This window comes from Microbacterium sp. AC035 (assembly GCF_979258485.1).
Genome location: NZ_OZ409858.1, coordinates 1,186,506 through 1,206,051 on the forward strand (window position 1 = coordinate 1,186,506; position 19,546 = coordinate 1,206,051).

Genomic DNA, 19,546 nt, shown 5'->3' on the forward strand with positions numbered 1-19,546 from the left:
CCGATTGGTGCTGCGCGCGATCCGTGTAGTACTCTGTTCAAGTTGCTTCGAGCAGTGAGGAAGCAGTTCTGGGCCTGTGGCGCAGCTGGTAGCGCACCTGCATGGCATGCAGGGGGTCGGGGGTTCGAGTCCCCCCAGGTCCACGTACAGAAGGCTCCGCGAGAGATCGCGGAGCCTTCTTTTCGTCTACCCTGACTCAGCGTCCGCGCAGGCTCGTCGCGGGCGCATGGTCGAGAGGTCATCAGGAGGCGCAGCGCCAGGGACTTGCCATCATCCGCTGGGCCGGATAGAAAGGCGAGGCCGTCTTCGTCAGTGAGACGGCCTTCGACGAGGTGGAGGACGCACGTGCTGGGACTGTTCCGACGACCGGGGATCACGTCCGCCCCACCATCCGGTGGCTCGCGGCCGATCGCAGAACACGGCCTCTGGTCGCGCGGCTTCGGGCTCGCCGCCACTCGGAGCCTGCAGACGCTGTCGGTGCTCGCCCTGGTCGCCATCGGCGTCCTGGTGATCACCCAGCTCTCGCTGGTGTTCATCCCGGTGACGATCGCGCTGATCCTCGCCTCAGCCATCCATCCGCTCGTCGCCTTCATGCGCCGCCGCGGGGTGCCGTCGATCCTGGCCACGTGGATCGCACTGATCGGAATTCTCGCGATTCTCGGCGGAATCGTCTGGGTGATCGTACTGACGGTCCGCTCGCAATGGGACGACCTCATCGACTCGGCCACGGACGGCATCACCCAGGTGACGGCATGGCTCGACACTCTGCCGTTCAATTTCGCGTCGTTCGACCTCGATGAGGTGTGGGCGGGCCTCGGAGACTTCCTGACGAGCGCCTCGTTCGGACGCGGCGCCCTGGCCGGCGTCTCGGCCACGGCGAGCTTCTTCACCGGCCTCGCTCTCATGATCGTCGTGCTGTTCTTCTTCCTCAAGGACGGACCGCGCATCTGGGAGTTCCTGCTGCGTCCCTTCACCGGGACCAGCTACGAGCGCGCCCGCCGCATCGGCGACAAGACCGTCGACGTGTTCGGGGGATACATCCGCGGAACCTCGATCGTCGCAGCGGCTGACGCCCTGGGCATCGGAATCGGTCTCGCGATCCTGCAGATCCCTCTGGCACTGCCCCTTGCCGTGATCGTCTTCCTCACGGCCTTCATCCCGCTCGTAGGTGCGACCGCAGCCGGCATCCTGGCAGCGCTCGTGGCTCTGGTCACGCACGGCCCCGTGGCCGCCCTCATCGTCGTCGGCATCGTGGTTCTCGTGAATCAGCTCGAAGGCAACTTCCTGCAGCCCGTCGTGATGGCTCGCTCGCTTAAGCTGCACGCCCTCGTCATCCTCCTCGCCCTGACCACGGGGACGATCCTCGGCGGGATCGTCGGCGCGGTGCTGTCGGTGCCGATCGCCGCGGTCGCATGGGGGATCATCACCGTGTGGGATGGCCCGCACACGCCGGCGAAGCCGTTCCGCAAGAAGCGTCCCGAGACGGTCTGACCTCACGCGCTCATCTGAGGCCGAGGAGTACTCCTCCGGAGGGCCGCCGTCAACCCGCTCCCCCTCTCCGGGTGCACACCTTAGCGTGGCGCGCACATCTCACGAGAGGAGTCGACGATGACCAACAACCCGATACCCCCGCTCGTCCCCCGACCGGACGACGAAGGAGCGATCGACGGTGTCCCTCACCGCGAAGTCGACGGGGAGCCCGTACTGGACACAGACGCGGATGCCGACCAGGTAGACGGTGCCTCTGCCGATCGTCTGGCCGCGGAGAAGCCGCTGGACGAGGACTCCTGAGTCCTCGTCCAGCACGCCTGCGCGGCAGGTCCCTCCCCGGGTCCTGCCGCGCAGTCTGTTCAGGTCGCGAGTAACGGAGGCAGGTGCGGGATCGCGATGGGCCGCGTCGCCCGACTCGAATCCTGCACTCGCATCACCTCGTCGAGAACCTCGGCAGCCGTGGTGTACCGCACCGCCAGAGGCAGATCGCGAAGCCACACGACCTCGACCTCTGTGTCGGCGTATTCGTAGACGCTGGCCACCACGTGCCGTGGATCCTGCGATTCATACCGCCGGTCGTTGATCACCCACTCCGATGGCGTGACACGATGCAGCACGTATCTAGGATCTGGATCTCCGGACATGTGATTCCCTCCAAGACTCTCTCCCCCACTGCACATCTTCCACGTCACCGCGCGAAGGCCACAGGGGCTTGACAGCTGCGAGAGAGACTGCAGGGACGAGGATCAGCCCCGGGGACGGATCGTCAGATCGGTGAGAGCGGCGTCATCCGACAGGTCGAGCGCAGTGAGGATCGTCGTCGCCACCGAGTCGGCCGTGATGAAGCGCTGCGGATCGTAGTCGCGACCCTCCTGCTGGTGCACACGCTCCTGCATGGGCGTCGCAGTGCGACCGGGGTAGATCGAGGTCACCCGCACACCGTGCTCTGCCTCCTCGGCGCGCAAAGAGTCTGCGAGAGCCTTGAGACCGTGCTTCGACGCAGCGTACGCAGACCAGCCTGCGTGCGCGTGGAGTCCTGCGCCGGAGTTGACGAACACCACCCGAGCGCGCGAGACGCGCAGCAGCGGCAGCAGCAGACGCGTCAGCTCTGCGGGGCCCACGAGGTTCACCGCAAGCTGACGCTCCCACAGGTTGGCCGGGAGATCGGCGACCGGCCCGAGATCGACGACACCCGCCGCATGAATCAGCGAGTCGATCCGTTCGGGGAGCGCCTGCTTGGACAACGCCCACGAGAGCCTCCCCGGCTGCGCCAGATCGCCGACGATCGCCGACGCACCCGGCAGCGCCGCGGCGATCTCCTTGGCGCGACCCGCATCACGGGCCAGCAGGACGACCTGATCACCCCGGTCGAGCAGACGGCGCGCGACAGCGAAGCCGATGCCGGATCCGGCACCGGTGATCAGGTGGACGCTCACGTCAGTCGCGGTCTGCCGCGGCGGAGTCCGCGAGCTCGAACGGCACCACCGGGCAGTCCTTCCAGAGGCGCTCGAGGCCGTAGTAGACCCGCTCCTCCTGATGGAAGACGTGCACGATCAGGTCGCCGAAGTCGAGGAGCACCCAGCGGGCCTCCGCACGACCCTCACGGCGGACCCGCTTATGGCCGGCTTCGATGAGCTTGTCCTCGATCTCATCGGCGATGGCGGCGACGTTGCGCTCGCTGTTTCCGGTGACGAGCAGGAAGATGTCGACGAGCGGTAGGGGCTCCGACACGTTGAGCGCGACAAGATCCTCACCGCCCTTCGAGACGGCGGCGTCGGCCGCGAGCTGGAGCATCTCTTCGGCGGTTTCAGGTGACTGCATCAGAACACATTCGTGGTGAAGGCGACGATCAGGGAAACGCCCAGCGCGAGCGCGAGACCACCCGCCACGATCGCGAGGATGAGCATGAGTTTGTTGCCCTTTTCGGGGGCGGGCGGGCGGATGACCTCGCCGGCGGGCTTGATTGTGCTGACGGCCGCGCTGGCGGCGATCGGCGTCGGAGAGGATGCGGGCGGCAGCTCGCCGTCGATCAGCACGGCATCGACGTCCTTGCCGTCTGTGGTGCCGTGCGCATGGCCCTGCGAACCGAGGCCCTTGGGCAGTTCGTATGAGCCGGTCACGAGGATCTCGCCCGTGGAGGCGACAGGACCCGACAGCGACCCGTCTCCCGGGGAGGGGTTGAAGATGAGCGTGTTCGGAGCGAGATGCTGCGATCCGGTCGAGTCGCCGACGGTCAGCAGCTCATCGAACGACGGAGAGAAGGGCTTGCGGGACTCGGCATCGTCACTGAGCAGGCCCTGCCCGAAGGCGGAGTTCACCGTGGGGCGTTCCCCTTCGGCGATGTCGACGTCGTCGGACTCCGCGACATCGGCCAGGACGTCATCGTTCGCCTCTGTCGGTTCTGCATCGATACCGAGCTCGGCAACGGCAGCGGAGGTGTCGCCCGTGTCGGAAGCGATCGGATCGTCGTCTCCGGAAGCCTCGAGCGGAGTCGACGCGCTGACGGGAGCGGGAAGGTCCTCGTCGGCAGCATCGTCGTCGTCGTCGTCGGCAGCATCGTCATCATCGTCATCGGACGCCGCAGGCGCATCGGATGCGGGGGTCTCGCTCTTCGGCTCGGAGATGGGCTCGGTGACCGGCACCTCTTCGGCGGCCTCCTCGTCGACCGATCCGTCCGCAGCAACGGATTCGTCGACAGGGACGGACCCCGTCACAGAGCGCTCGCGCTCCCGGACCTGACGACGTGTCAGCGGCGTGGCGCCCCCGGAGGCCTCGCCGTCGGGCTCGACGGCGGCTGCCGACGGCTGGGGGGCTGGCGCATCCTCGACGGATTCCGGAACCTCCGGCTTCGGCGGCGCGGGTGGTGTCGCGACGGCGGCGGCCGCAGCCTCCTCCGCTGAGATGACCGGTGTGGAACCCGTCAGCCGGATCTCACGCAGCTGCTTTCGCGTCAGCGGACCGTGACCCTGCTGATCCGATGTACTCATGCCTTGCTCCGATACAGATGATGCTTCGCGATGTATTGAACGACTCCGTCGGGGACGAGGTACCAGACCGGCTCGTCGTCGCGGACCCGTGCGCGGCAGGCCGTCGACGAGATGGACAGCGCCGGCACCTCCAGTTGGCTGACGTTGTCGCTCGGGAGGCCGTCAGTGCTCAGGACGTGTCCTGGACGCGAGACCGCGACGAAGTGGGCCAACTCCCACAGTTCATCATGGTCCCTCCAACTGAGAATTTGCGCCACGGCGTCAGCACCCGTGATGAAGAAGAGCTCCGCGTCCGGACGCTTCTCCTTCAGGTCGCGGAGGGTGTCGATCGTGTACGTCGGCCCTTCACGATCGATATCCACCCTGCTCACCGTGAACTGCGGGTTGGATGCCGTCGCGATGACCGTCATCAGGTAGCGATGCTCGCTGGGGGTGACATCCGACTTCTGCCACGGGTGGCCGGTGGGTACGAAGACGACCTCGTCGAGATCGAACGAGTGGGCGACCTCGCTCGCGGCGACCAGGTGGCCGTGGTGGATGGGGTCGAAGGTACCGCCCATCACACCGATGCGCGCCGGACGCGAGGTCGTGTCGTTCATACGGGCCTAGTGGCCGTGCCCTGCCTCGTGGCCGTCCTTGCCGTGCTTCGCCGCCCAGGCGTCGGCCTTGGCGGAGTGACGGTTTGCGACGTTCTTGTACGACAGCGTGACCAGCCCGAGGAACGCGAAGACGATGATCGCGATCACGCCGAAGATCAGCGTCTCGAGCTGCACATTGCCGTGGTGCTCGGTTTCAGCAGCGACCATCGCGATCTGTGCGACGAGGTTCATCCTGGCTCCGTTTCGTGGCTGGCGGGCATGGCTCACGAAGAGCCACAGCGCCACCTAGTCTAGCCCTCAGCCGCGCGTCTGCCCTGCCCCACGCGCCAGCCATTTCGTGCTGGTCAGCTCGGAAAGCCCCATGGGACCCCGCGCGTGCAGCTTCTGCGTCGAGATGCCGACCTCGGCACCGAACCCGAACTCTCCCCCGTCAGTGAATCGGGTGGAGGTGTTCACCATCACGACCGCCGAGTCGACCTCGGCCAGGAAACGCTCCGCGTTGCGCGAATCAGTGGTGATGATCGACTCGGTGTGGCCGGTGCTGTATCGACGGATGTGATCGATCGCGTCCTCGAGCGTGTCGACGACCTTGATCGCGATGTCGAGACTGAGATACTCCGTCGCCCAGTCCTCCTCCGTCGCCGGGATCACGTTCGACACGAGCCCCGCCACCATGTCGTCACCGTGGATCGCCACACCCTCGCTCTGCAGCGCGCTCGCGACGAGCGGAACCAGCCGCGGCGCGGCCTGACGGAGCACGAGCACCGTCTCGACGGCGTTGCAGACGCTGGGACGCTGCACCTTCGCGTTCACGACGATGTCCTGCGCCCAGTCATCAGGGGCGGTCTCGTCGAGCACGATGTGCACGTTGCCTGCGCCGGTCTCGATCACCGGCACCGTCGACTCGGTGACGACGGTCTCGATGAGGCCTGCGCTGCCCCGCGGCACGAGCACGTCGATGAATCCCCGACCGTGCATCAGTGCGGTCGCGCCGTCGCGACCGAAGTCATCGACCGTCTGCACGGCTTCCGGCGTGACGCCTGCGGCCTGCAGTGCACCCCGCATGATCTCGACGAGCACGGAGTTCGACTCACGCGCGGCGCTGCCCCCGCGCAGAACCACGGAGTTCCCCGAGCGCAGAGCGAGCGCGGCGATGTCGACGGTCACGTTAGGACGTGCCTCGTAGATCGCGCCGACCACTCCGAAGGGCACCCGCACCTGCTCGAGCGCCACACCGTTGGGCATCCGGTGCCCTCCCACCACTCGACCGACGGGGTCGGGAAGCGCCGCCACCTGGCGGACGGCCGCGGCGAGGGCGCCGACGCGCTTCTCGTCGAGGCGCAGCCGGTCGATCAGCGATTCGCCGATGCCGTCGGCGCGACCTCGCTCGATGTCTCGACCGTTGGCCCCGATGATCGAGGCGGCATTCCGCTCGAGGTCCACGGCGATGGCCTCGAGAGCACGCGCCTTGTCGTCGCTGGTCAGCCTGGCCGTGGCGCGGGACGCCTCTTTGGCGCGCTCCAGGCGCGCCTGGGGGGTCTGGTCGGTCATCCGCCCAGTCTAGGAGAGCGCGGGTTCGAACCAGGTCCCTATGTCAGCTCCGGCGAGGGCCTTGTCGACGAGGTCGGCGCTTGTCACGAGCACACCGATCCCGGACGCGGCGGCCAGGCGTGCAGCCGAGACCTTGGTCGCCGCTCCCCCGGTGCCGACGCTGTTGACGACGGTCGAGCCGAACTCGAGGCCCGACAGATCGGCGTCGGGCGCGACCACATCGATGGGCTGAGCTGTCGGGTCGGACGGTGGCTTGGTGTACAGCGACTCGATGTCGCTGAGCAGGATCAGAGCGTCGGCCTCGATCAACTGGGCGACGAGTGCCCCGAGGCGGTCGTTGTCGCCGAAGCGGATCTCCTGCGTCGCGACCGTGTCGTTCTCGTTCACGATCGGCAGGATGCGCAGACCCAGAAGCCGCTCCATGGCCCGTCGCGCGTTGCTGCGCGACGTGGGGTTCTCGAGGTCGCCCGTCGTGAGCAGCACCTGCCCCGCGACGATGTCGAAGGGGCGAAGGGATTCCTGGTAGCGGTAGACGAGGATGTTCTGTCCGACCGCTGCCGCGGCCTGCTGCGTGGCCAGGTCCGTCGGTCGCGCGTCGAGACGCAGGAACGGAATGCCCGTGGCGATCGCTCCGGATGAGACCAGGATCACCTCTGCACCACGACCGTGCGCCGCTGCCAGCGCCTCGACCAGCACGGGGATGCGCCAGGACGACTCCCCGCTGATCGAGGAGGAGCCGACCTTGACGACGATCCGCGAGGCGGTGGCGAGATCCGCCCGCGTGCGAGCGGTCACTCCCCGTCCTCGCGGTATGCCGCGAGCCGCTGAGCCTCGACCTCGGCGCGAGCCTCGGCCTTGGCATCCATGCGCTCGTAGTAGTTCTCACGACGCTCGGAGGTGGTGCGACGGGCGTTGGGCGCCAGTCGCGGATCGGTGCCGCGGGGCGCCGTCATGAGCTCAGCCGCGGAAGTCATGGTCGGCTCCCAGTCGAAGACGATGCTCTCGCCCTCGCCGATGACGACCGTCGACCCCTGCACTGCACCGAGGCGGAAGAGCTCGTCCTCGACGCCCAGCTTCTCGAGACGGTCGGCGAGATACCCCACGGCCTCCTCGTTCTGGAAGTCGGTCTGCTGAACCCAGCGCACCGGCTTCTCGCCGAGGATGCGGTAGATGTTGCCGTAGCTGCCGCCTTCGACACGGATCTCGAAGCCCTTCTTGGGGCCCCTCGGACGAAGGACGACGCGCTCACGCGGAACCTCGGTCGCGGCGAGTTCGGCGCGGTGCTTGTCGACGATCTCGCCGAGCGCGTAGGTCAGCGGGCGCAGGCCTTCGTGCGAGATGGTGGAGATCTCGAACACGCGGAATCCGCGAGCTTCGAGATCGGGACGCACCATGTCGGCGAGGTCGCGGGCCTCCGGCACATCGATCTTGTTCAGCGCGATGAGCTGAGGACGATCGAGCAGAGGAGTCTGCCCCTCGGGAACCTCGTACGCGGCCAGCTCTCCGAGGATGACGTCGAGGTCGGAGATCGGATCACGACCGGGCTCGAGGGTCGCGCAGTCGAGGACGTGCAGCAGAGCAGTGCAGCGTTCGACATGACGGAGGAACTCGAGTCCGAGACCACGTCCCTCGCTCGCTCCTTCGATGAGCCCCGGGACATCGGCGACGGTGTAGCGCGACTCCCCCGCCTGCACGACTCCCAGGTTCGGGTGGAGCGTGGTGAACGGGTAGTCGGCGATCTTCGGGCGGGCCGCAGAGATCGCTCCGATCAGGCTGGACTTGCCTGCGGAGGGATAGCCGACCAGTGCCACGTCTGCGACGGTCTTGAGCTCGAGGACGACATCGCTCTCGTCTCCGGGGGTGCCCAGAAGGGCGAAACCGGGCGCCTTGCGCTTCGGGGTCGCGAGGGCGGCGTTGCCGAGTCCGCCATGTCCGCCCTTGGCGACGACGAATCGCTCGCCGGGCTCGATCATGTCGATCAAAACGTCGCCGGCCGCATTCCGCACCACCGTGCCGACGGGAACGGGAAGTTCGAGATCCTCGCCCATGAATCCCGCGCGGTGGTCGCCCATGCCGGGTCCACCGTTGCCGGAGCTGCGGTGAGGCGAGTGGTGATACGAGAGAAGGGTTCCGGTCTGCGTGTCAGCGATGAGCACGATGTCGCCACCGTCACCGCCGTTGCCTCCGTCTGGGCCGCCGAGCGGCTTGAACTTCTCGCGGTGCACCGAGACACAGCCGTTGCCGCCCTTGCCCGCACGCAGGTGCAGCGTCACGGTGTCGACGAAACTGACCATGTCTCTCTCCTCAATAACGAACTCGGCCTGAACCGAGAATTCGGCCGGCATTCCGGCCTGAAACGCAAATTCGGGACGGGCCGAAGCCCGCCCCGAATCGCATGACTACTGTCGTGCTGTGATCACTCAGCAGCGGCGACGATGTTGACGACCTTGCGGCCGCCCTTCGCGCCGAACTGCACCGCACCGGCGGCCAGAGCGAACAGCGTGTCGTCGCCACCACGGCCGACGTTCACGCCGGGGTGGAAGTGCGTGCCGCGCTGGCGGACGATGATCTCGCCGGCGAGAACCTGCTGTCCACCGAAGCGCTTGACGCCAAGTCGCTGAGCGTTGGAGTCACGACCGTTACGGGTGGAGCTTGCGCCCTTTTTATGTGCCATGTCCTGGTCTCCTCGGTCTTACTTGATGCCGGTGATCTTGACGCGCGTGAGCTCCTGACGGTGGCCCTGGCGCTTCTTGTAGCCGGTCTTGTTCTTGTACTTCTGGATGATGATCTTCGGGCCGCGGAGGTTGCCGATGACCTCTGCCGTGACCTTGACCTTCGCCAGCGAATCGGCGTCGGTGGTCACCGAGGCGCCGTCGACGAGCAGCACTGCGGCCAGCTCGATCTTCTCGCCCTGGGCAGCCTTGACACGGTCGAGCTGAACGATCGTGCCGACCTCGACCTTCTCCTGCCGCCCACCGGCGCGCACTACTGCGTAAACCACTTCATACCTGTTTCGTTGGGGAGCTCGCGGCTCCGATATCTCACGGGAAGACTGTTGCTTGCATGCGACGCAGGGCGACGGGCACGAACGCAAGACTCTCCGCTTCGACCGTCCAGGACGACGCGGCATACGCACCAAGGGACTACTTTACCGGATGCAGGACACTGTGGCAAAACGCGCCGCCTGGTGTGTCCGGTCATAGGCTGAAGGAATGACCGTTCTCGTCGATGACCCCGTATGGCCCGCGCACGGGCGGCTGTGGGCTCATCTCGTCAGCGACGACAACCTGCAGGAGCTGCACGCCTTCGCGAAGTCGCACGACGTTCCTGCGCGCGCCTTCGACCTCGACCACTACGACGTCCCCGAAGAGCTCATCCCCCGGCTCCTCGCCGCCGGCGCACAGCATGTCGGCGGCAAGGAGCTGGTCAGGCGACTGATCGCCTCAGGACTGCGAATCCCCGCCCGCGACCGGCGCTGACGGCTCCGAGTTCACGGAGATGGGGGTGCCTGTGAGCGCTGCGGTCGACACACGGCGACGACCGCGTCCCTGACCCGGGGCCTTCGGCTCGGGAAGAGCATCGAGCACCGAATCGAGCAGCGCTTCGGCCGGCGACTTGGGCGACTTGCGGTCGGATCCACGCTTCTTGCGGGGCTTCTTGGCACGTTCCTGAGGGGCAGATGCTTCCGTCGCCTCTGCGGCGGGAGCGACGACCTCGGTCGCCTCATCGGCATTCGGAACCCGCGTCGAGGCGGCGATCTGCGCGAGGGCGGACTTCGCCCCCTCGGGGATGCTGTGCGTCGTCACCGCGGCGGGAGCCGAGTTCTGCGACTGCCCGTTGCCGCCGCGCTGGCGACGGTTGGACTGCGAGTTGCCGTTGCTGTTGCCGTTGCTGCTGGAGCGGTGCTTCACGACCGGGTCGTGGTGCACGATAACGCCACGACCGGCGCAGACGTCGCACGCCTCGCTGAACGTCTCGAGCAGGCCGAGTCCGAGCTTCTTGCGGGTCATCTGCACGAGCCCCAGCGACGTGACCTCGGCGACCTGATGCTTCGTCCGGTCGCGGCTGAGGCACTCGATCAGGCGCCGCAGCACGAGGTCGCGGTTGGACTCGAGCACCATGTCGATGAAGTCGACGACGATGATGCCGCCGATGTCGCGCAGACGCAGCTGGCGGACGATCTCCTCCGCGGCCTCGAGGTTGTTCTTGGTGACCGTCTCCTCGAGGTTTCCGCCCGAGCCGACGAACTTGCCGGTGTTGACGTCGACGACCGTCATGGCCTCGGTGCGGTCGATGACCAGCGAGCCACCCGAAGGCAGCCAGACCTTGCGGTCGAGGGCCTTCTCGATCTGCTCCGTGATGCGGAACACGTCGAAGGGATCGCTCTCGTCCTCGTACGACTCGACGCGCTCGAGCAGGTCGGGTGCGACGCTCTCGAGATAGGCGCGGATCGTGCGCTGGGCTTCCTCGCCCTGGATGAGCATCTTGGTGAAGTCCTCGTTGAAGACGTCACGGACGATCTTGACGAGAAGGTCGGGCTCGGCGTGCAGCAGCGCAGGAGCCTGCTGACTCTCGACCTGCTTGCGAATGTGCTCCCACTGGCTGGTGAGCCGCTGGACATCGCGCGTCAGCTGGTCTTCGGTGGCGCCTTCGGCCGCGGTGCGGACGATCACACCGGAGGACTCGGGGAGGACCTCCTTGAGGATGCGCTTGAGGCGCGTGCGCTCGTTGTCGGGCAGCTTGCGGCTGATGCCGTTCATCGATCCGCCGGGCACGTAGACGAGGTAGCGACCCGGGAGGGAGATCTGGCTGGTCAGGCGCGCACCCTTGTGCCCGATCGGATCTTTGGTGACCTGCACCAGGACGCGGTCGCCGGCCTTGAGAGCGAGCTCGATGCGACGCGGCTGGTTGCCGGTCTCGACGCCGTCCCAGTCGACCTCGCCGGAGTAGAGCACCGCGTTGCGGCCACGGCCGATGTCGACGAACGCGGCCTCCATGCTCGGCAGCACGTTCTGAACGCGGCCGAGGTAGACATTGCCGATCAGCGAGGCGTCCTGGTTGCGCGCGACATAGTGCTCGACGAGCACACCGTCTTCGAGCACACCGATCTGCGTCCGGCCGTTCTTGGAACGGACGACCATCTTGCGGTCGACCGACTCCCGACGCGCGAGGAACTCGGCCTCGGTGACGACCGGACGCCGGCGACCGGCATCCCGCCCGTCGCGACGGCGCTGCTTCTTCGCCTCGAGGCGCGTGGATCCCTTGATCGCCTTGGGCTCGGTGATGTACTCGACGACGCGCTGGCGGGGCTGACGCGGTTCGTCGCGCTGATCACGCGGCTCACGCTGCTCGCGCGGCTCGCGCTGATCACGCGGCTCGAAATCGTCTGAACCGCCGCGACGGCGACGGCCACGGCGACCGGCCGGCTCTTCCGGCTCGCGCTCGGCGATGCGGTCGAACACGCGCTCACGACCGGGGCGAGCCGGAAGCGGCAGCACCTCGGGTGCGTAGAAGTGCAGCTGCGTCGAGACCTGCGAGACGAAGACCTCGGGAAGGAGACCCAGTGAGACAGCCGTGAGGGGCTTCGACGCCTCGGGCTTCTCCGGAGCAGACTCGGCGACGGTCGCGTCTGCTGAAGGAGCGTCCTCGGCAGCGGGAGCTGAAGGAGCGTCCTCGGCAGCAGGAGCGTCCTCGGCAGCAGGAGCATCCTCGGCCGGAGCATCGGTAGCAGCAGAAGCATCCTCGGCAGCAGGAACATCCTCGGCAGCAGGAACATCCGCAGCGGGAACGTCCTCGGCAGCAGGAACATCCTCGACCGGAGCATCTTCGGCAGCGGCAGCATCCTCGGCCGGAGCATCCTCGGCCGGAGCATCCTCGGCAGGAGCCTCCTCCGTCGAGGAGGTCTCGCCGGTCGGACCCGCGCCGTCTTCCGGAGCGTCGGACATGCCGTCGGTCTCCGGAGCGTCGGCGACTACCTCTGCGGGTGCATCAGCATCCGCAGAGAAATCGAGGGTAGGGGCGTCGTAGTCATTGTTGTCATCGGCCATCTCTGGCTTGCTCCTCGCGCGGACACTTCGTGTTCCGCTAACTCTCATGCGGCACCCGCAGGTGCCGCGAACTCATTCGGTGTGCGACCGGCTCATGGCTCTGATCACGAAGGGCATACGGCCCCGAAGTCTGCGTCGATGCCCGCCACGACAGGGTCGAGCGATGCATCACAGGCCATTATCGCACCAAGTGCGCCGGTTCGCGGCATCGTCGCGACCCCGAGTCGTTTTCTCCGGCGCGCTCACGCCCGATACATAGCGATCGCTGAGAGAATCCACACATGAGCGAGCAGCGCACCCGCCCCGTCGTCTATGCCGTGTGGTTGATCATCGCGAGCGTCATCGGCTGGTTCGCCGCGTTCCAGCTCACGGTCGAGAAATTCGTCCTTCTCGAGAACCCGACCGATGCCCTGGCCTGCGATGTCAGCCCATTCATCCAGTGCAGCAAGAACCTGGGGTCGTGGCAGGGCGAGATCTTCGGCTTCCCCAACCCGCTGCTCGGACTGACCGGATGGATGGCGCCGTTGGTCATCGGCGTCGCGATCCTCGCCGGAGCCCGCTTCCCCCGGTGGTTCTGGGCTGCATTCGGCGCCGGCATCACATTCGCATTCGGACTCGTGTGCTGGCTGATCGGCCAGAGCCTGTATGCATCGAACCTCGGAGTGCTGTGCCCGTGGTGCATGGTGACCTGGGCTGTGACCATCCCGACCTTCTTCGCGACGATGCTGCATCTCACCCGCAACGGAACCTTCACCCGGAATGAGAAGACGCGCGAGCGCGCAGACAAGCTCATGGTCTGGGTTCCGCTCGCGACCATCCTGGCCTACGCCGTCATCATCATGATGGCTCAGCTGCAGGGTCTCGACTTCCTCGGCGAGATGGCCCGCATCATCTTCTGATCACCCGATCCCGGAACAGACGAAAGCCCGCCGCACGATCTCGTGCGGCGGGCTTCGTCGTGAGCGGATCGGTCAGTCGAACCAGATGCCGAGCTCGCGTGCGGCCGACTCGGGGCTGTCCGAGCCGTGCACGAGGTTCTGCTGCACCTTGAGGCCCCAGTCGCGACCGAAATCGCCGCGGATCGTGCCGGGAGCGGCGGTGGTGGGGTCGGTCGTGCCGGCGAGCGAGCGGAAGCCCTCGATCACGCGATTGCCCGCGAGGCGGATCGCGACGGACGGGCCGGACAGCATGAACTCCAGGAGCGGCTCGTAGAACGGCTTGCCCTCGTGCTCGGCGTAGTGCTCGGCGAGAAGGTCACGGTCGGGTTCGACCAGGCGGATGTCGACGAGGGAGTATCCCTTCGCTTCGATGCGCGCCAGGATCGTGCCGGTGAGGCCGCGGGCGACACCGTCGGGCTTTACGAGGACGAGGGTTTCTTCGGTGGCCATGTCATTCACTCTCTGTCTGAGTCTCAGTCGTGGGCTCGGCTGGACGTCGTGCGTCCAATCGGGCCCCCATGATCGTCGCATACCCCCACATGCCGCCGAAAACCACGACGACGAGCAGGATCGCGGGCACCAGGATAGCCGCCAGTGCGATGACGACCTGCAGGATCCACCCCGCGGTGATCGCCCAGGGCTTCGTGATCATGCCGGCCACGGCGATGCAGGCGAGTCCGACGACCGCACCCCCGACGATGCCCCACCACTGCGGGATGCCGGCAGGCAGCGTCTTCAGCCCGAAGACCGTGAGCCCTGCCAGGAAGACGACGATCGACTCGAATCCGAGCACGATCGGCGCCAGCTTCTGCACCAGTGTGCGGGGCGCACGCGGACGGCGAGCAGCCGGGGAGGGGGCGGTCATGCGCGCCACCCGGACTTCCAGTCCTCTGCCTCGGCGAGAGCGATCGCCTCGCCCGCGAGCACGACCGATCCCGCGATCACGACGGCTCGTCGATCGGAGGACGCCGCCCACTCGCGTGCGGCGTCCGCGGCCTCCGCGAGGGTCGGGTGCACGGTGGCTCGCTGCCCCGTCGCCTCGACGAGGTCGGCGATGAGATCCGCGTCGCTCGCGCGATCGGACTCCGGCGCAGTGGCGAAGACGTGAGCAGCTGCGGGCGCGAGCTTCGCGACGATCCCCGCGGCGTCCTTGTCGGCCAGGACGCCCAGCACGACGCCCCACTCATCGAAGTCGAAGCTGTCGTCCATCGCCTGCACGAGCGCTGCAGCCCCGTGCGGGTTGTGCGCGGCATCCACGATCACCGTCGGCGCGATCCCCAGCAGCTGGAGGCGTCCGGGAGACGTCGCGCCCTGGAGCCCCTCCGAGATGATGTCGGCTGCGATGGGCTGCTCGGCGCCTCCGATGAGCGACTCCACCGCGGCGACGGCGAGGGCCGCGTTGTGACCCTGGTGCGCGCCGTACTGGGGCAGGTACTCCTCGACGTAGGCACCTGCGAGTCCGCGGATGGTGAGCAGCTGTCCGCCGACCGCGAGCTTCTGGTCGGCGAGTCCGAACTCCTCGCCCTCGAACGCGATCGTGGCGTTCTTCTCGGCCGCGACACGGCGCAGTACGTCCGCGGCCTCCGCGGGCTGCTGCGCCGAGACGACGGCCGCGCCCTCTTTGATGATCCCTGCCTTGACCTTCGCGATCTCGGCGATCGTGCCACCGAGACGATCCGCGTGGTCGATGTCGATGGGCGCGAAGACCGCCACATCGCCGTCTGCCGTGTTCGTCGAGTCCCACTCGCCCCCCATGCCCACCTCGAGCACGAGTACGTCCACAGGAGCGTCGGCCACGGCCACGAAAGCGAGCACCGTGAGCAGTTCGAAGAAGGTCAGCGGTTCTTCGCCTGAGGCCTCGAGCTCCGCGTCGGCGATCTCGACGAAGGGCTCGATCTCGTTCCAGGCGTCGACGATCGCCGCATCGTCGATCGGCTCACCGTCGATCATGATGCGCTCGGTGAACCGCTCGAGGTGCGGGCTGGTGAAGAGTCCCGTGCGCAGACCGTGGGCGCGCAGCAGCGTCTCGATCATCCGTGCGGTCGACGTCTTCCCATTCGTGCCCGTGATGTGCACGACGCGATAGGTGCGCTGCGGGTCGTCGAGGTACGTGAGGATGCGCGCGGTGCGCTCCTTGCGGGGCTGCACCCAGCGCTCCCCCGCGCGGCTCAGCAGCTTGTCGTAGACGGCGTCGGCCTTGTCACGGGCACTCATGCGGCGGGCTCCTTCGTCGTGACGTCGATCGTGACGATGATCGGACGCTTGTCGGCGCCCAGCGCGGTCGCCCCGCTGCGGAAGACGCCGTCTCCCGGACTGGTGACGTCCTGCACGAGCGTGCTCATCTCGTCGGTGGCCTGCACAGCGAAGGCGACCGCCAGGGTCTCCCCCGCGATCAGGTCCGCGTGCGCCTGCAGCGCCTCGGCGTCGTCGGGGCTCACGTTGAGCGCGAGCACGATGCGGTCGCTCACGTCGAGATCCGCGTTCTTGCGGGCCTCCTGCACGACGCGGATGGCGTCGCGCGCAAGCCCCTCGGCCTCGAGTTCGGGGGTCGTCTGCGTGTCGAGCAGCACGAATCCGCCGCTCGGGACGATCGCGAGTGCCTCACCCTCCGGTCGGCCGGTGGTCTCGAGCACGAGGTCGTACTCGCTCGGCTCGAGTGAGATGCCCCCGGCCGTCACGACACCGTCGACCTCGGACCAATCCCCGTTCCGCGCGCCCTGAATGGCCTTCTGCACGTCCTTGCCCAGACGGGGGCCCGCTGCGCGAGCGTTCACGCTGAGGCGATGATCGATTCCGTAGTCGGCGGCGGTGTTCTCCGTCGCCTCGACGAGCTCGACCGACTTGACGTTGAGCTCCTCACGGAGGATGTCTTCGAACTGACCGAGCGTCGCAGCCAGCGGCGACACGACCGTGAGGCGCGCGAGCGGCAGGCGCACGCGCAGCTTCTCCTTCTTGCGCAGTGCGTTGCCGACGCTCGACAGCTCGCGCACGGCATCCATCGCGTCGCGGATCTCGTCGGCCGCGGGGAATGCTGTCTCGTCGGGCCAGTCCTGCAGGTGCACGCTGCGTCCGCCGGTCAGGCCCTGCCAGACGCGCTCGCTGATGAGCGGCACCAGCGGAGCCGCGACGCGCGTGAGCGTCTCGAGCACCGTGTAGAGCGTGTCGAACGCGTCGGTGCTCGTGCCCTCCCAGAACCGATCGCGTGACCGGCGGATGTACCAGTTGGTGAGCACCTCCGCGAAGTCGCGCAGACGAGCCGAGGCCGTGGTGGAGTCGAGTCCTTCGAGGTCAGCGCGCACATCGCGCACGAGGTCGCCCAGACGGGCCAGGATGTAGCGGTCGAGCACGTCCGTGGAATCGGTGCGCCAGCTCGCCTCGTAGCCCCCGGGCTTCGCCGCATTCGCATACGTCGCGAAGAAGTACCACGAGTTCCACAGCGGGAGCAGGAACTCGCGGACGCCGGAGCGGATGCCCTCCTCGGTGACCGCGAGGTTGCCGCCGCGCAGCACCGAGCTCGACATGAGGAACCAGCGCATCGCGTCGGAGCCGTCGCGGTCGAGGACTTCGGAGACGTCGGGATAGTTGCGCAGCGACTTCGACATCTTGTATCCGTCGTTGCCCAGCACGATGCCGTGGCAGCTGACGCCGGTGAACGCCGGACGATCGAAGAGCGCGGTCGACAGCACGTGCATCACGTAGAACCAGCCACGCGTCTGCCCGATGTACTCGACGATGAAGTCGGCGGGTGCGTGCGTGTCGAACCACTCCTGGTTCTCGAACGGGTAGTGCACCTGCGCGTACGGCATGGAGCCCGAGTCGAACCACACGTCGAAGACGTCCTCGATGCGGCGCATGGTGCTCTTGCCGGTCGGGTCGTCAGGATTCGGACGTGTGAGGTCGTCGATGTACGGGCGGTGCAGGTCGATCTCGCCCTCGGGGTTGCGCGGGAGCGTGCCGAAGTCGCGCTCCATCTCTTCCAGGGAGCCGTAAGCGTCGACGCGCGGGTACTCGGGGTCGTCGCTCTTCCAGATCGGGATCGGCGAGCCCCAGTAGCGGTTGCGGCTGATCGACCAGTCGCGCGCACCCTCGAGCCATTTGCCGAACTGGCCGTGCTTGACGTTCTCGGGCACCCAGGTGATCTGCTCGTTGTTCGCGAGCAGGTCGTCCTTGATGTCGGTGACGCGGATGAACCAGCTCGACACGGCCTTGTAGATCAGAGGGTTGCGGCAGCGCCAGCAGTGCGGGTACGAGTGCACGTAGCTCTGCTCGCGCAGCAGACGCCCCTCGGAGCGCAGCAGACGGATGAGCGGCGTGTTCGCATCCATCCAGAGCTGGCCGGCGACGTCGGTCACGTTCGGCAGGAATCGTCCGCCGTCGTCGAGCGACAGGATCGTCGGGATGCCGGCGGCGCCGGCGACCCGCTGGTCGTCCTCACCATAGGCGGGCGCCTGGTGGACGATGCCGGTGCCGTCGCTGACCGTGACGTAGTCGTCGACCAGGATGCGCCAGGCGTTCTCGGTGCCGTAGGTCTCGGCGTCGGCGTAGTAGTCGAAGAGGCGGTCGTAGGTGACGTCTTCGAGCTCGGCTCCACGCACGGTCGCGTCGACTGCGGCGAGCGCGTCGTCGAGGCTCTCGTAGCCGAGGTCCTTCACGTAGCCGCCGAGCAGCTCGCGGGCGAGGAGGTAGCGGTGGGCGGAGGCCTCGACGGCTGCATCCGTCGTTCCGGCGATCTGGTGCACGTCGGCCGCACCGCCGGGGCCGGCCGGGAGCACGACGTACTCGATGTCGGGTCCGACGGCGAGCGCGAGGTTGGTGGGAAGCGTCCACGGCGTGGTGGTCCAGGCCAGTGCGCGCACGGCGGTGAGTCCGAGGGCTTCCGCCTTCGCCCCGGTCAGGGGGAAGGTCACGGTGACCGACGGGTCCTGTCGGTTCTGGTACACGTCGTCGTCCATGCGCAGCTCGTGCGCAGACAGCGGGGTCTCGTCGCGCCAGCAGTACGGCAGCACCCGGTATCCCTCATAGGCGAGGCCCTTGTCGAACAGCGTCTTGAACGCCCAGAGCACGCTCTCCATGTAGCCGAGGTCGAGGGTCTTGTATCCGCGCTCGAAGTCGACCCAGCGGGCCTGACGCGTGACGTAGTCCTGCCACTCGTGCGTGTACTTGAGCACCGAGTCCTTCGCCTTCGCGTTGAAGACGTCGATGCCCATGGCCTCGATCTCGCTCTTCTCGGTGATGCCCAGCTGCTTCATGGCCTCGAGCTCGGCGGGCAGACCGTGGGTGTCCCAGCCGAAGACACGATCGACCTTCTTTCCGATCATGGTCTGGAAGCGCGGGAACACATCCTTGGCGTACCCGGTGAGCAGGTGCCCGTAGTGCGGCAGTCCGTTGGCGAACGGCGGGCCGTCATAGAAGACCCACTCGTCGTTGCCCTCGCGCTGCTCGATCGACGCACGGAAGGTCTGGTCGGTCTCCCAGAAGTCGAGCACGTCGCGCTCGATCTGAGGGAACCGAGGGCTCGGGGCGACGGAGGCAGCCTGGTCGGCGGCGGGGCCGAAGGAGGAACGCGGATAGGTCATGTCGTCTCGCAGGAGTCGTGGCGGATGCTGCTGCGAGGACGATCCGTCGGGAATGTCATCCCGGGAACCGCGGTACCACCTCGCGTGCTGCGCCTCACGGCGGAGCCACTCTCACTGCGGCTGTGACGGGCCTGCCCCGCTCGGTTCTACTGAGTCGGACTCTGCGAGACCGACCGTTCTTCCGAGAGCTCCCCGGTGATGTCCGGATCGATGCTCTTGGCATCCATTGTACGCGCGGTGCGGGGCGTGCGCTTCCGAGGACCGTATGCGCTTCCGAGGTCCGGTATGTCTCCGGGGCCCGCGCCTGTGTCGGCCGAATGCACGTCCGTCGGCCAGACTGCGGAAATTCGGCCGAGG

The 19,546-nt window shown here is 67.2% G+C and carries 20 protein-coding genes and 1 tRNA gene; 5 read left to right on the forward strand and 16 right to left on the reverse strand.

Features of this window, described 5'->3' with window-relative positions; all coding sequences use genetic code 11:
- Positions 1–70: 70 nt before the first annotated feature.
- The 3 genes from ACZ0AA_RS05770 (at position 71) to ACZ0AA_RS05780 (ending at position 1,791) form a co-directional block, all read left to right on the forward strand.
- Positions 71–143, forward strand: a tRNA-Ala gene (locus tag ACZ0AA_RS05770).
- 205 nt (positions 144–348) lie between these two features.
- On the forward strand, positions 349–1,491 hold the full coding sequence (locus ACZ0AA_RS05775; RefSeq protein WP_463513825.1) for an AI-2E family transporter: 1,143 nt from the start codon (positions 349–351) through the stop codon (positions 1,489–1,491).
- A gap of 117 nt (positions 1,492–1,608) precedes the next feature.
- Positions 1,609–1,791 (forward strand): hypothetical protein, encoded by a 183-nt coding sequence (locus ACZ0AA_RS05780; RefSeq protein ID WP_463512383.1) that lies wholly within the window; start codon positions 1,609–1,611, stop codon positions 1,789–1,791.
- A gap of 59 nt (positions 1,792–1,850) precedes the next feature.
- Here the strand turns inward: ACZ0AA_RS05780 and ACZ0AA_RS05785 are convergent, their stop codons facing one another.
- The 11 genes from ACZ0AA_RS05785 to rplU all read right to left on the reverse strand — a co-directional run bounded on the left by ACZ0AA_RS05785 (position 1,851) and on the right by rplU (position 9,629).
- The gene (locus ACZ0AA_RS05785; protein WP_463512384.1) at positions 1,851–2,108 is read right to left on the reverse strand and encodes a hypothetical protein; all 258 of its coding nucleotides are present in this window, start codon (positions 2,106–2,108) and stop codon (positions 1,851–1,853) included.
- 129 nt (positions 2,109–2,237) lie between these two features.
- Positions 2,238–2,927, reverse strand: a complete 690-nt coding sequence (locus ACZ0AA_RS05790) for an SDR family oxidoreductase (RefSeq protein ID WP_400859847.1) — start codon at positions 2,925–2,927, stop codon at positions 2,238–2,240.
- 1 nt (position 2,928) lies between these two features.
- Positions 2,929–3,312, reverse strand: coding sequence for a ribosome silencing factor (rsfS, locus tag ACZ0AA_RS05795; RefSeq protein WP_042537705.1), 384 nt, complete (start codon positions 3,310–3,312; stop codon positions 2,929–2,931).
- A complete protein-coding gene (locus tag ACZ0AA_RS05800; protein ID WP_400859846.1) occupies positions 3,312–4,478 on the reverse strand; it encodes a hypothetical protein in 1,167 nt (388 codons plus the stop codon). Before ACZ0AA_RS05800 ends, rsfS begins: the two co-directional genes overlap by 1 nt.
- Positions 4,475–5,077 (reverse strand): nicotinate-nucleotide adenylyltransferase, encoded by a 603-nt coding sequence (nadD, locus tag ACZ0AA_RS05805; protein WP_053096575.1) that lies wholly within the window; start codon positions 5,075–5,077, stop codon positions 4,475–4,477. The genes ACZ0AA_RS05800 and nadD overlap by 4 nt, the downstream gene beginning before the upstream one ends.
- 6 nt (positions 5,078–5,083) lie before the next feature.
- Positions 5,084–5,308, reverse strand: a complete 225-nt coding sequence (locus ACZ0AA_RS05810) for a hypothetical protein (RefSeq protein WP_042537709.1) — start codon at positions 5,306–5,308, stop codon at positions 5,084–5,086.
- Positions 5,309–5,374: 66 nt separating this feature from the next.
- A complete protein-coding gene (locus ACZ0AA_RS05815) occupies positions 5,375–6,628 on the reverse strand; it encodes a glutamate-5-semialdehyde dehydrogenase (RefSeq protein WP_400859843.1) in 1,254 nt (417 codons plus the stop codon).
- Between the two features lie 9 nt (positions 6,629–6,637).
- A complete protein-coding gene (proB, locus tag ACZ0AA_RS05820; RefSeq protein ID WP_400859841.1) occupies positions 6,638–7,423 on the reverse strand; it encodes a glutamate 5-kinase in 786 nt (261 codons plus the stop codon).
- On the reverse strand, positions 7,420–8,922 hold the full coding sequence (gene obgE, locus ACZ0AA_RS05825; protein ID WP_400859840.1) for a GTPase ObgE: 1,503 nt from the start codon (positions 8,920–8,922) through the stop codon (positions 7,420–7,422). Before obgE ends, proB begins: the two co-directional genes overlap by 4 nt.
- Before the next feature lie 122 nt (positions 8,923–9,044).
- Positions 9,045–9,302, reverse strand: coding sequence for a 50S ribosomal protein L27 (gene rpmA, locus ACZ0AA_RS05830; protein ID WP_028501603.1), 258 nt, complete (start codon positions 9,300–9,302; stop codon positions 9,045–9,047).
- A gap of 18 nt (positions 9,303–9,320) precedes the next feature.
- Positions 9,321–9,629, reverse strand: a complete 309-nt coding sequence (gene rplU / locus ACZ0AA_RS05835; RefSeq protein ID WP_072591411.1) for a 50S ribosomal protein L21 — start codon at positions 9,627–9,629, stop codon at positions 9,321–9,323.
- Positions 9,630–9,840: 211 nt separating this feature from the next.
- On the opposite strand from rplU, the gene ACZ0AA_RS05840 reads away from it, so the two are divergent.
- Positions 9,841–10,107, forward strand: a complete 267-nt coding sequence (locus ACZ0AA_RS05840; protein WP_400859838.1) for a DUF4031 domain-containing protein — start codon at positions 9,841–9,843, stop codon at positions 10,105–10,107.
- Here ACZ0AA_RS05840 and ACZ0AA_RS05845 read toward each other — a convergent pair.
- Complete coding sequence (locus ACZ0AA_RS05845) at positions 10,072–12,675, reverse strand: Rne/Rng family ribonuclease (protein WP_463512385.1); 2,604 nt, start codon at positions 12,673–12,675, stop codon at positions 10,072–10,074. The two genes, ACZ0AA_RS05840 and ACZ0AA_RS05845, sit on opposite strands and share 36 nt — an antisense overlap.
- A 281-nt stretch (positions 12,676–12,956) precedes the next feature.
- Between ACZ0AA_RS05845 and ACZ0AA_RS05850 the strand changes: the two genes are divergently transcribed.
- Entirely contained in the window at positions 12,957–13,574 is a 618-nt protein-coding gene (locus ACZ0AA_RS05850) for a vitamin K epoxide reductase family protein (protein WP_400859835.1), read from the forward strand.
- A gap of 72 nt (positions 13,575–13,646) precedes the next feature.
- Here ACZ0AA_RS05850 and ndk read toward each other — a convergent pair whose 3' ends face one another.
- Genes ndk through ileS form a run of 4 tightly spaced genes read right to left on the reverse strand, consistent with a single transcriptional unit; the run spans position 13,647 to position 19,189 of the window.
- Complete coding sequence (gene ndk / locus ACZ0AA_RS05855; RefSeq protein ID WP_042537730.1) at positions 13,647–14,063, reverse strand: nucleoside-diphosphate kinase; 417 nt, start codon at positions 14,061–14,063, stop codon at positions 13,647–13,649.
- A gap of 1 nt (position 14,064) precedes the next feature.
- Positions 14,065–14,478, reverse strand: a complete 414-nt coding sequence (locus ACZ0AA_RS05860) for a DUF4233 domain-containing protein (protein ID WP_400859833.1) — start codon at positions 14,476–14,478, stop codon at positions 14,065–14,067.
- Complete coding sequence (locus ACZ0AA_RS05865; protein WP_400859831.1) at positions 14,475–15,827, reverse strand: bifunctional folylpolyglutamate synthase/dihydrofolate synthase; 1,353 nt, start codon at positions 15,825–15,827, stop codon at positions 14,475–14,477. The genes ACZ0AA_RS05860 and ACZ0AA_RS05865 overlap by 4 nt, the downstream gene beginning before the upstream one ends.
- On the reverse strand, positions 15,824–19,189 hold the full coding sequence (gene ileS, locus ACZ0AA_RS05870; RefSeq protein WP_463512386.1) for an isoleucine--tRNA ligase: 3,366 nt from the start codon (positions 19,187–19,189) through the stop codon (positions 15,824–15,826). Before ileS ends, ACZ0AA_RS05865 begins: the two co-directional genes overlap by 4 nt.
- Positions 19,190–19,546: the final 357 nt, after the last annotated feature.

Bases quoted from the DNA above. Each gene is read 5' to 3' on its own strand.
- ACZ0AA_RS05850 (WP_400859835.1), top strand. From the start codon at position 12,957: ATGAGCGAGCAGCGCACCCGCCCCGTCGTCTATGCCGTGTGGTTGATC.
- rsfS (WP_042537705.1), bottom strand. From the start codon at position 3,312: ATGCAGTCACCTGAAACCGCCGAAGAGATGCTCCAGCTCGCGGCCGAC.
- rpmA (WP_028501603.1), bottom strand. From the start codon at position 9,302: ATGGCACATAAAAAGGGCGCAAGCTCCACCCGTAACGGTCGTGACTCC.
- ACZ0AA_RS05845 (WP_463512385.1), bottom strand. From the start codon at position 12,675: ATGGCCGATGACAACAATGACTACGACGCCCCTACCCTCGATTTCTCT.
- ileS (WP_463512386.1), bottom strand. From the start codon at position 19,189: ATGACCTATCCGCGTTCCTCCTTCGGCCCCGCCGCCGACCAGGCTGCC.
- ACZ0AA_RS05800 (WP_400859846.1), bottom strand. From the start codon at position 4,478: ATGAGTACATCGGATCAGCAGGGTCACGGTCCGCTGACGCGAAAGCAG.
- ACZ0AA_RS05815 (WP_400859843.1), bottom strand. From the start codon at position 6,628: ATGACCGACCAGACCCCCCAGGCGCGCCTGGAGCGCGCCAAAGAGGCG.
- ACZ0AA_RS05865 (WP_400859831.1), bottom strand. From the start codon at position 15,827: ATGAGTGCCCGTGACAAGGCCGACGCCGTCTACGACAAGCTGCTGAGC.
- obgE (WP_400859840.1), bottom strand. From the start codon at position 8,922: ATGGTCAGTTTCGTCGACACCGTGACGCTGCACCTGCGTGCGGGCAAG.
- nadD (WP_053096575.1), bottom strand. From the start codon at position 5,077: ATGAACGACACGACCTCGCGTCCGGCGCGCATCGGTGTGATGGGCGGT.
- ACZ0AA_RS05780 (WP_463512383.1), top strand. From the start codon at position 1,609: ATGACCAACAACCCGATACCCCCGCTCGTCCCCCGACCGGACGACGAA.
- ACZ0AA_RS05840 (WP_400859838.1), top strand. From the start codon at position 9,841: ATGACCGTTCTCGTCGATGACCCCGTATGGCCCGCGCACGGGCGGCTG.
- ACZ0AA_RS05860 (WP_400859833.1), bottom strand. From the start codon at position 14,478: ATGACCGCCCCCTCCCCGGCTGCTCGCCGTCCGCGTGCGCCCCGCACA.
- ACZ0AA_RS05810 (WP_042537709.1), bottom strand. From the start codon at position 5,308: ATGAACCTCGTCGCACAGATCGCGATGGTCGCTGCTGAAACCGAGCAC.
- ndk (WP_042537730.1), bottom strand. From the start codon at position 14,063: ATGGCCACCGAAGAAACCCTCGTCCTCGTAAAGCCCGACGGTGTCGCC.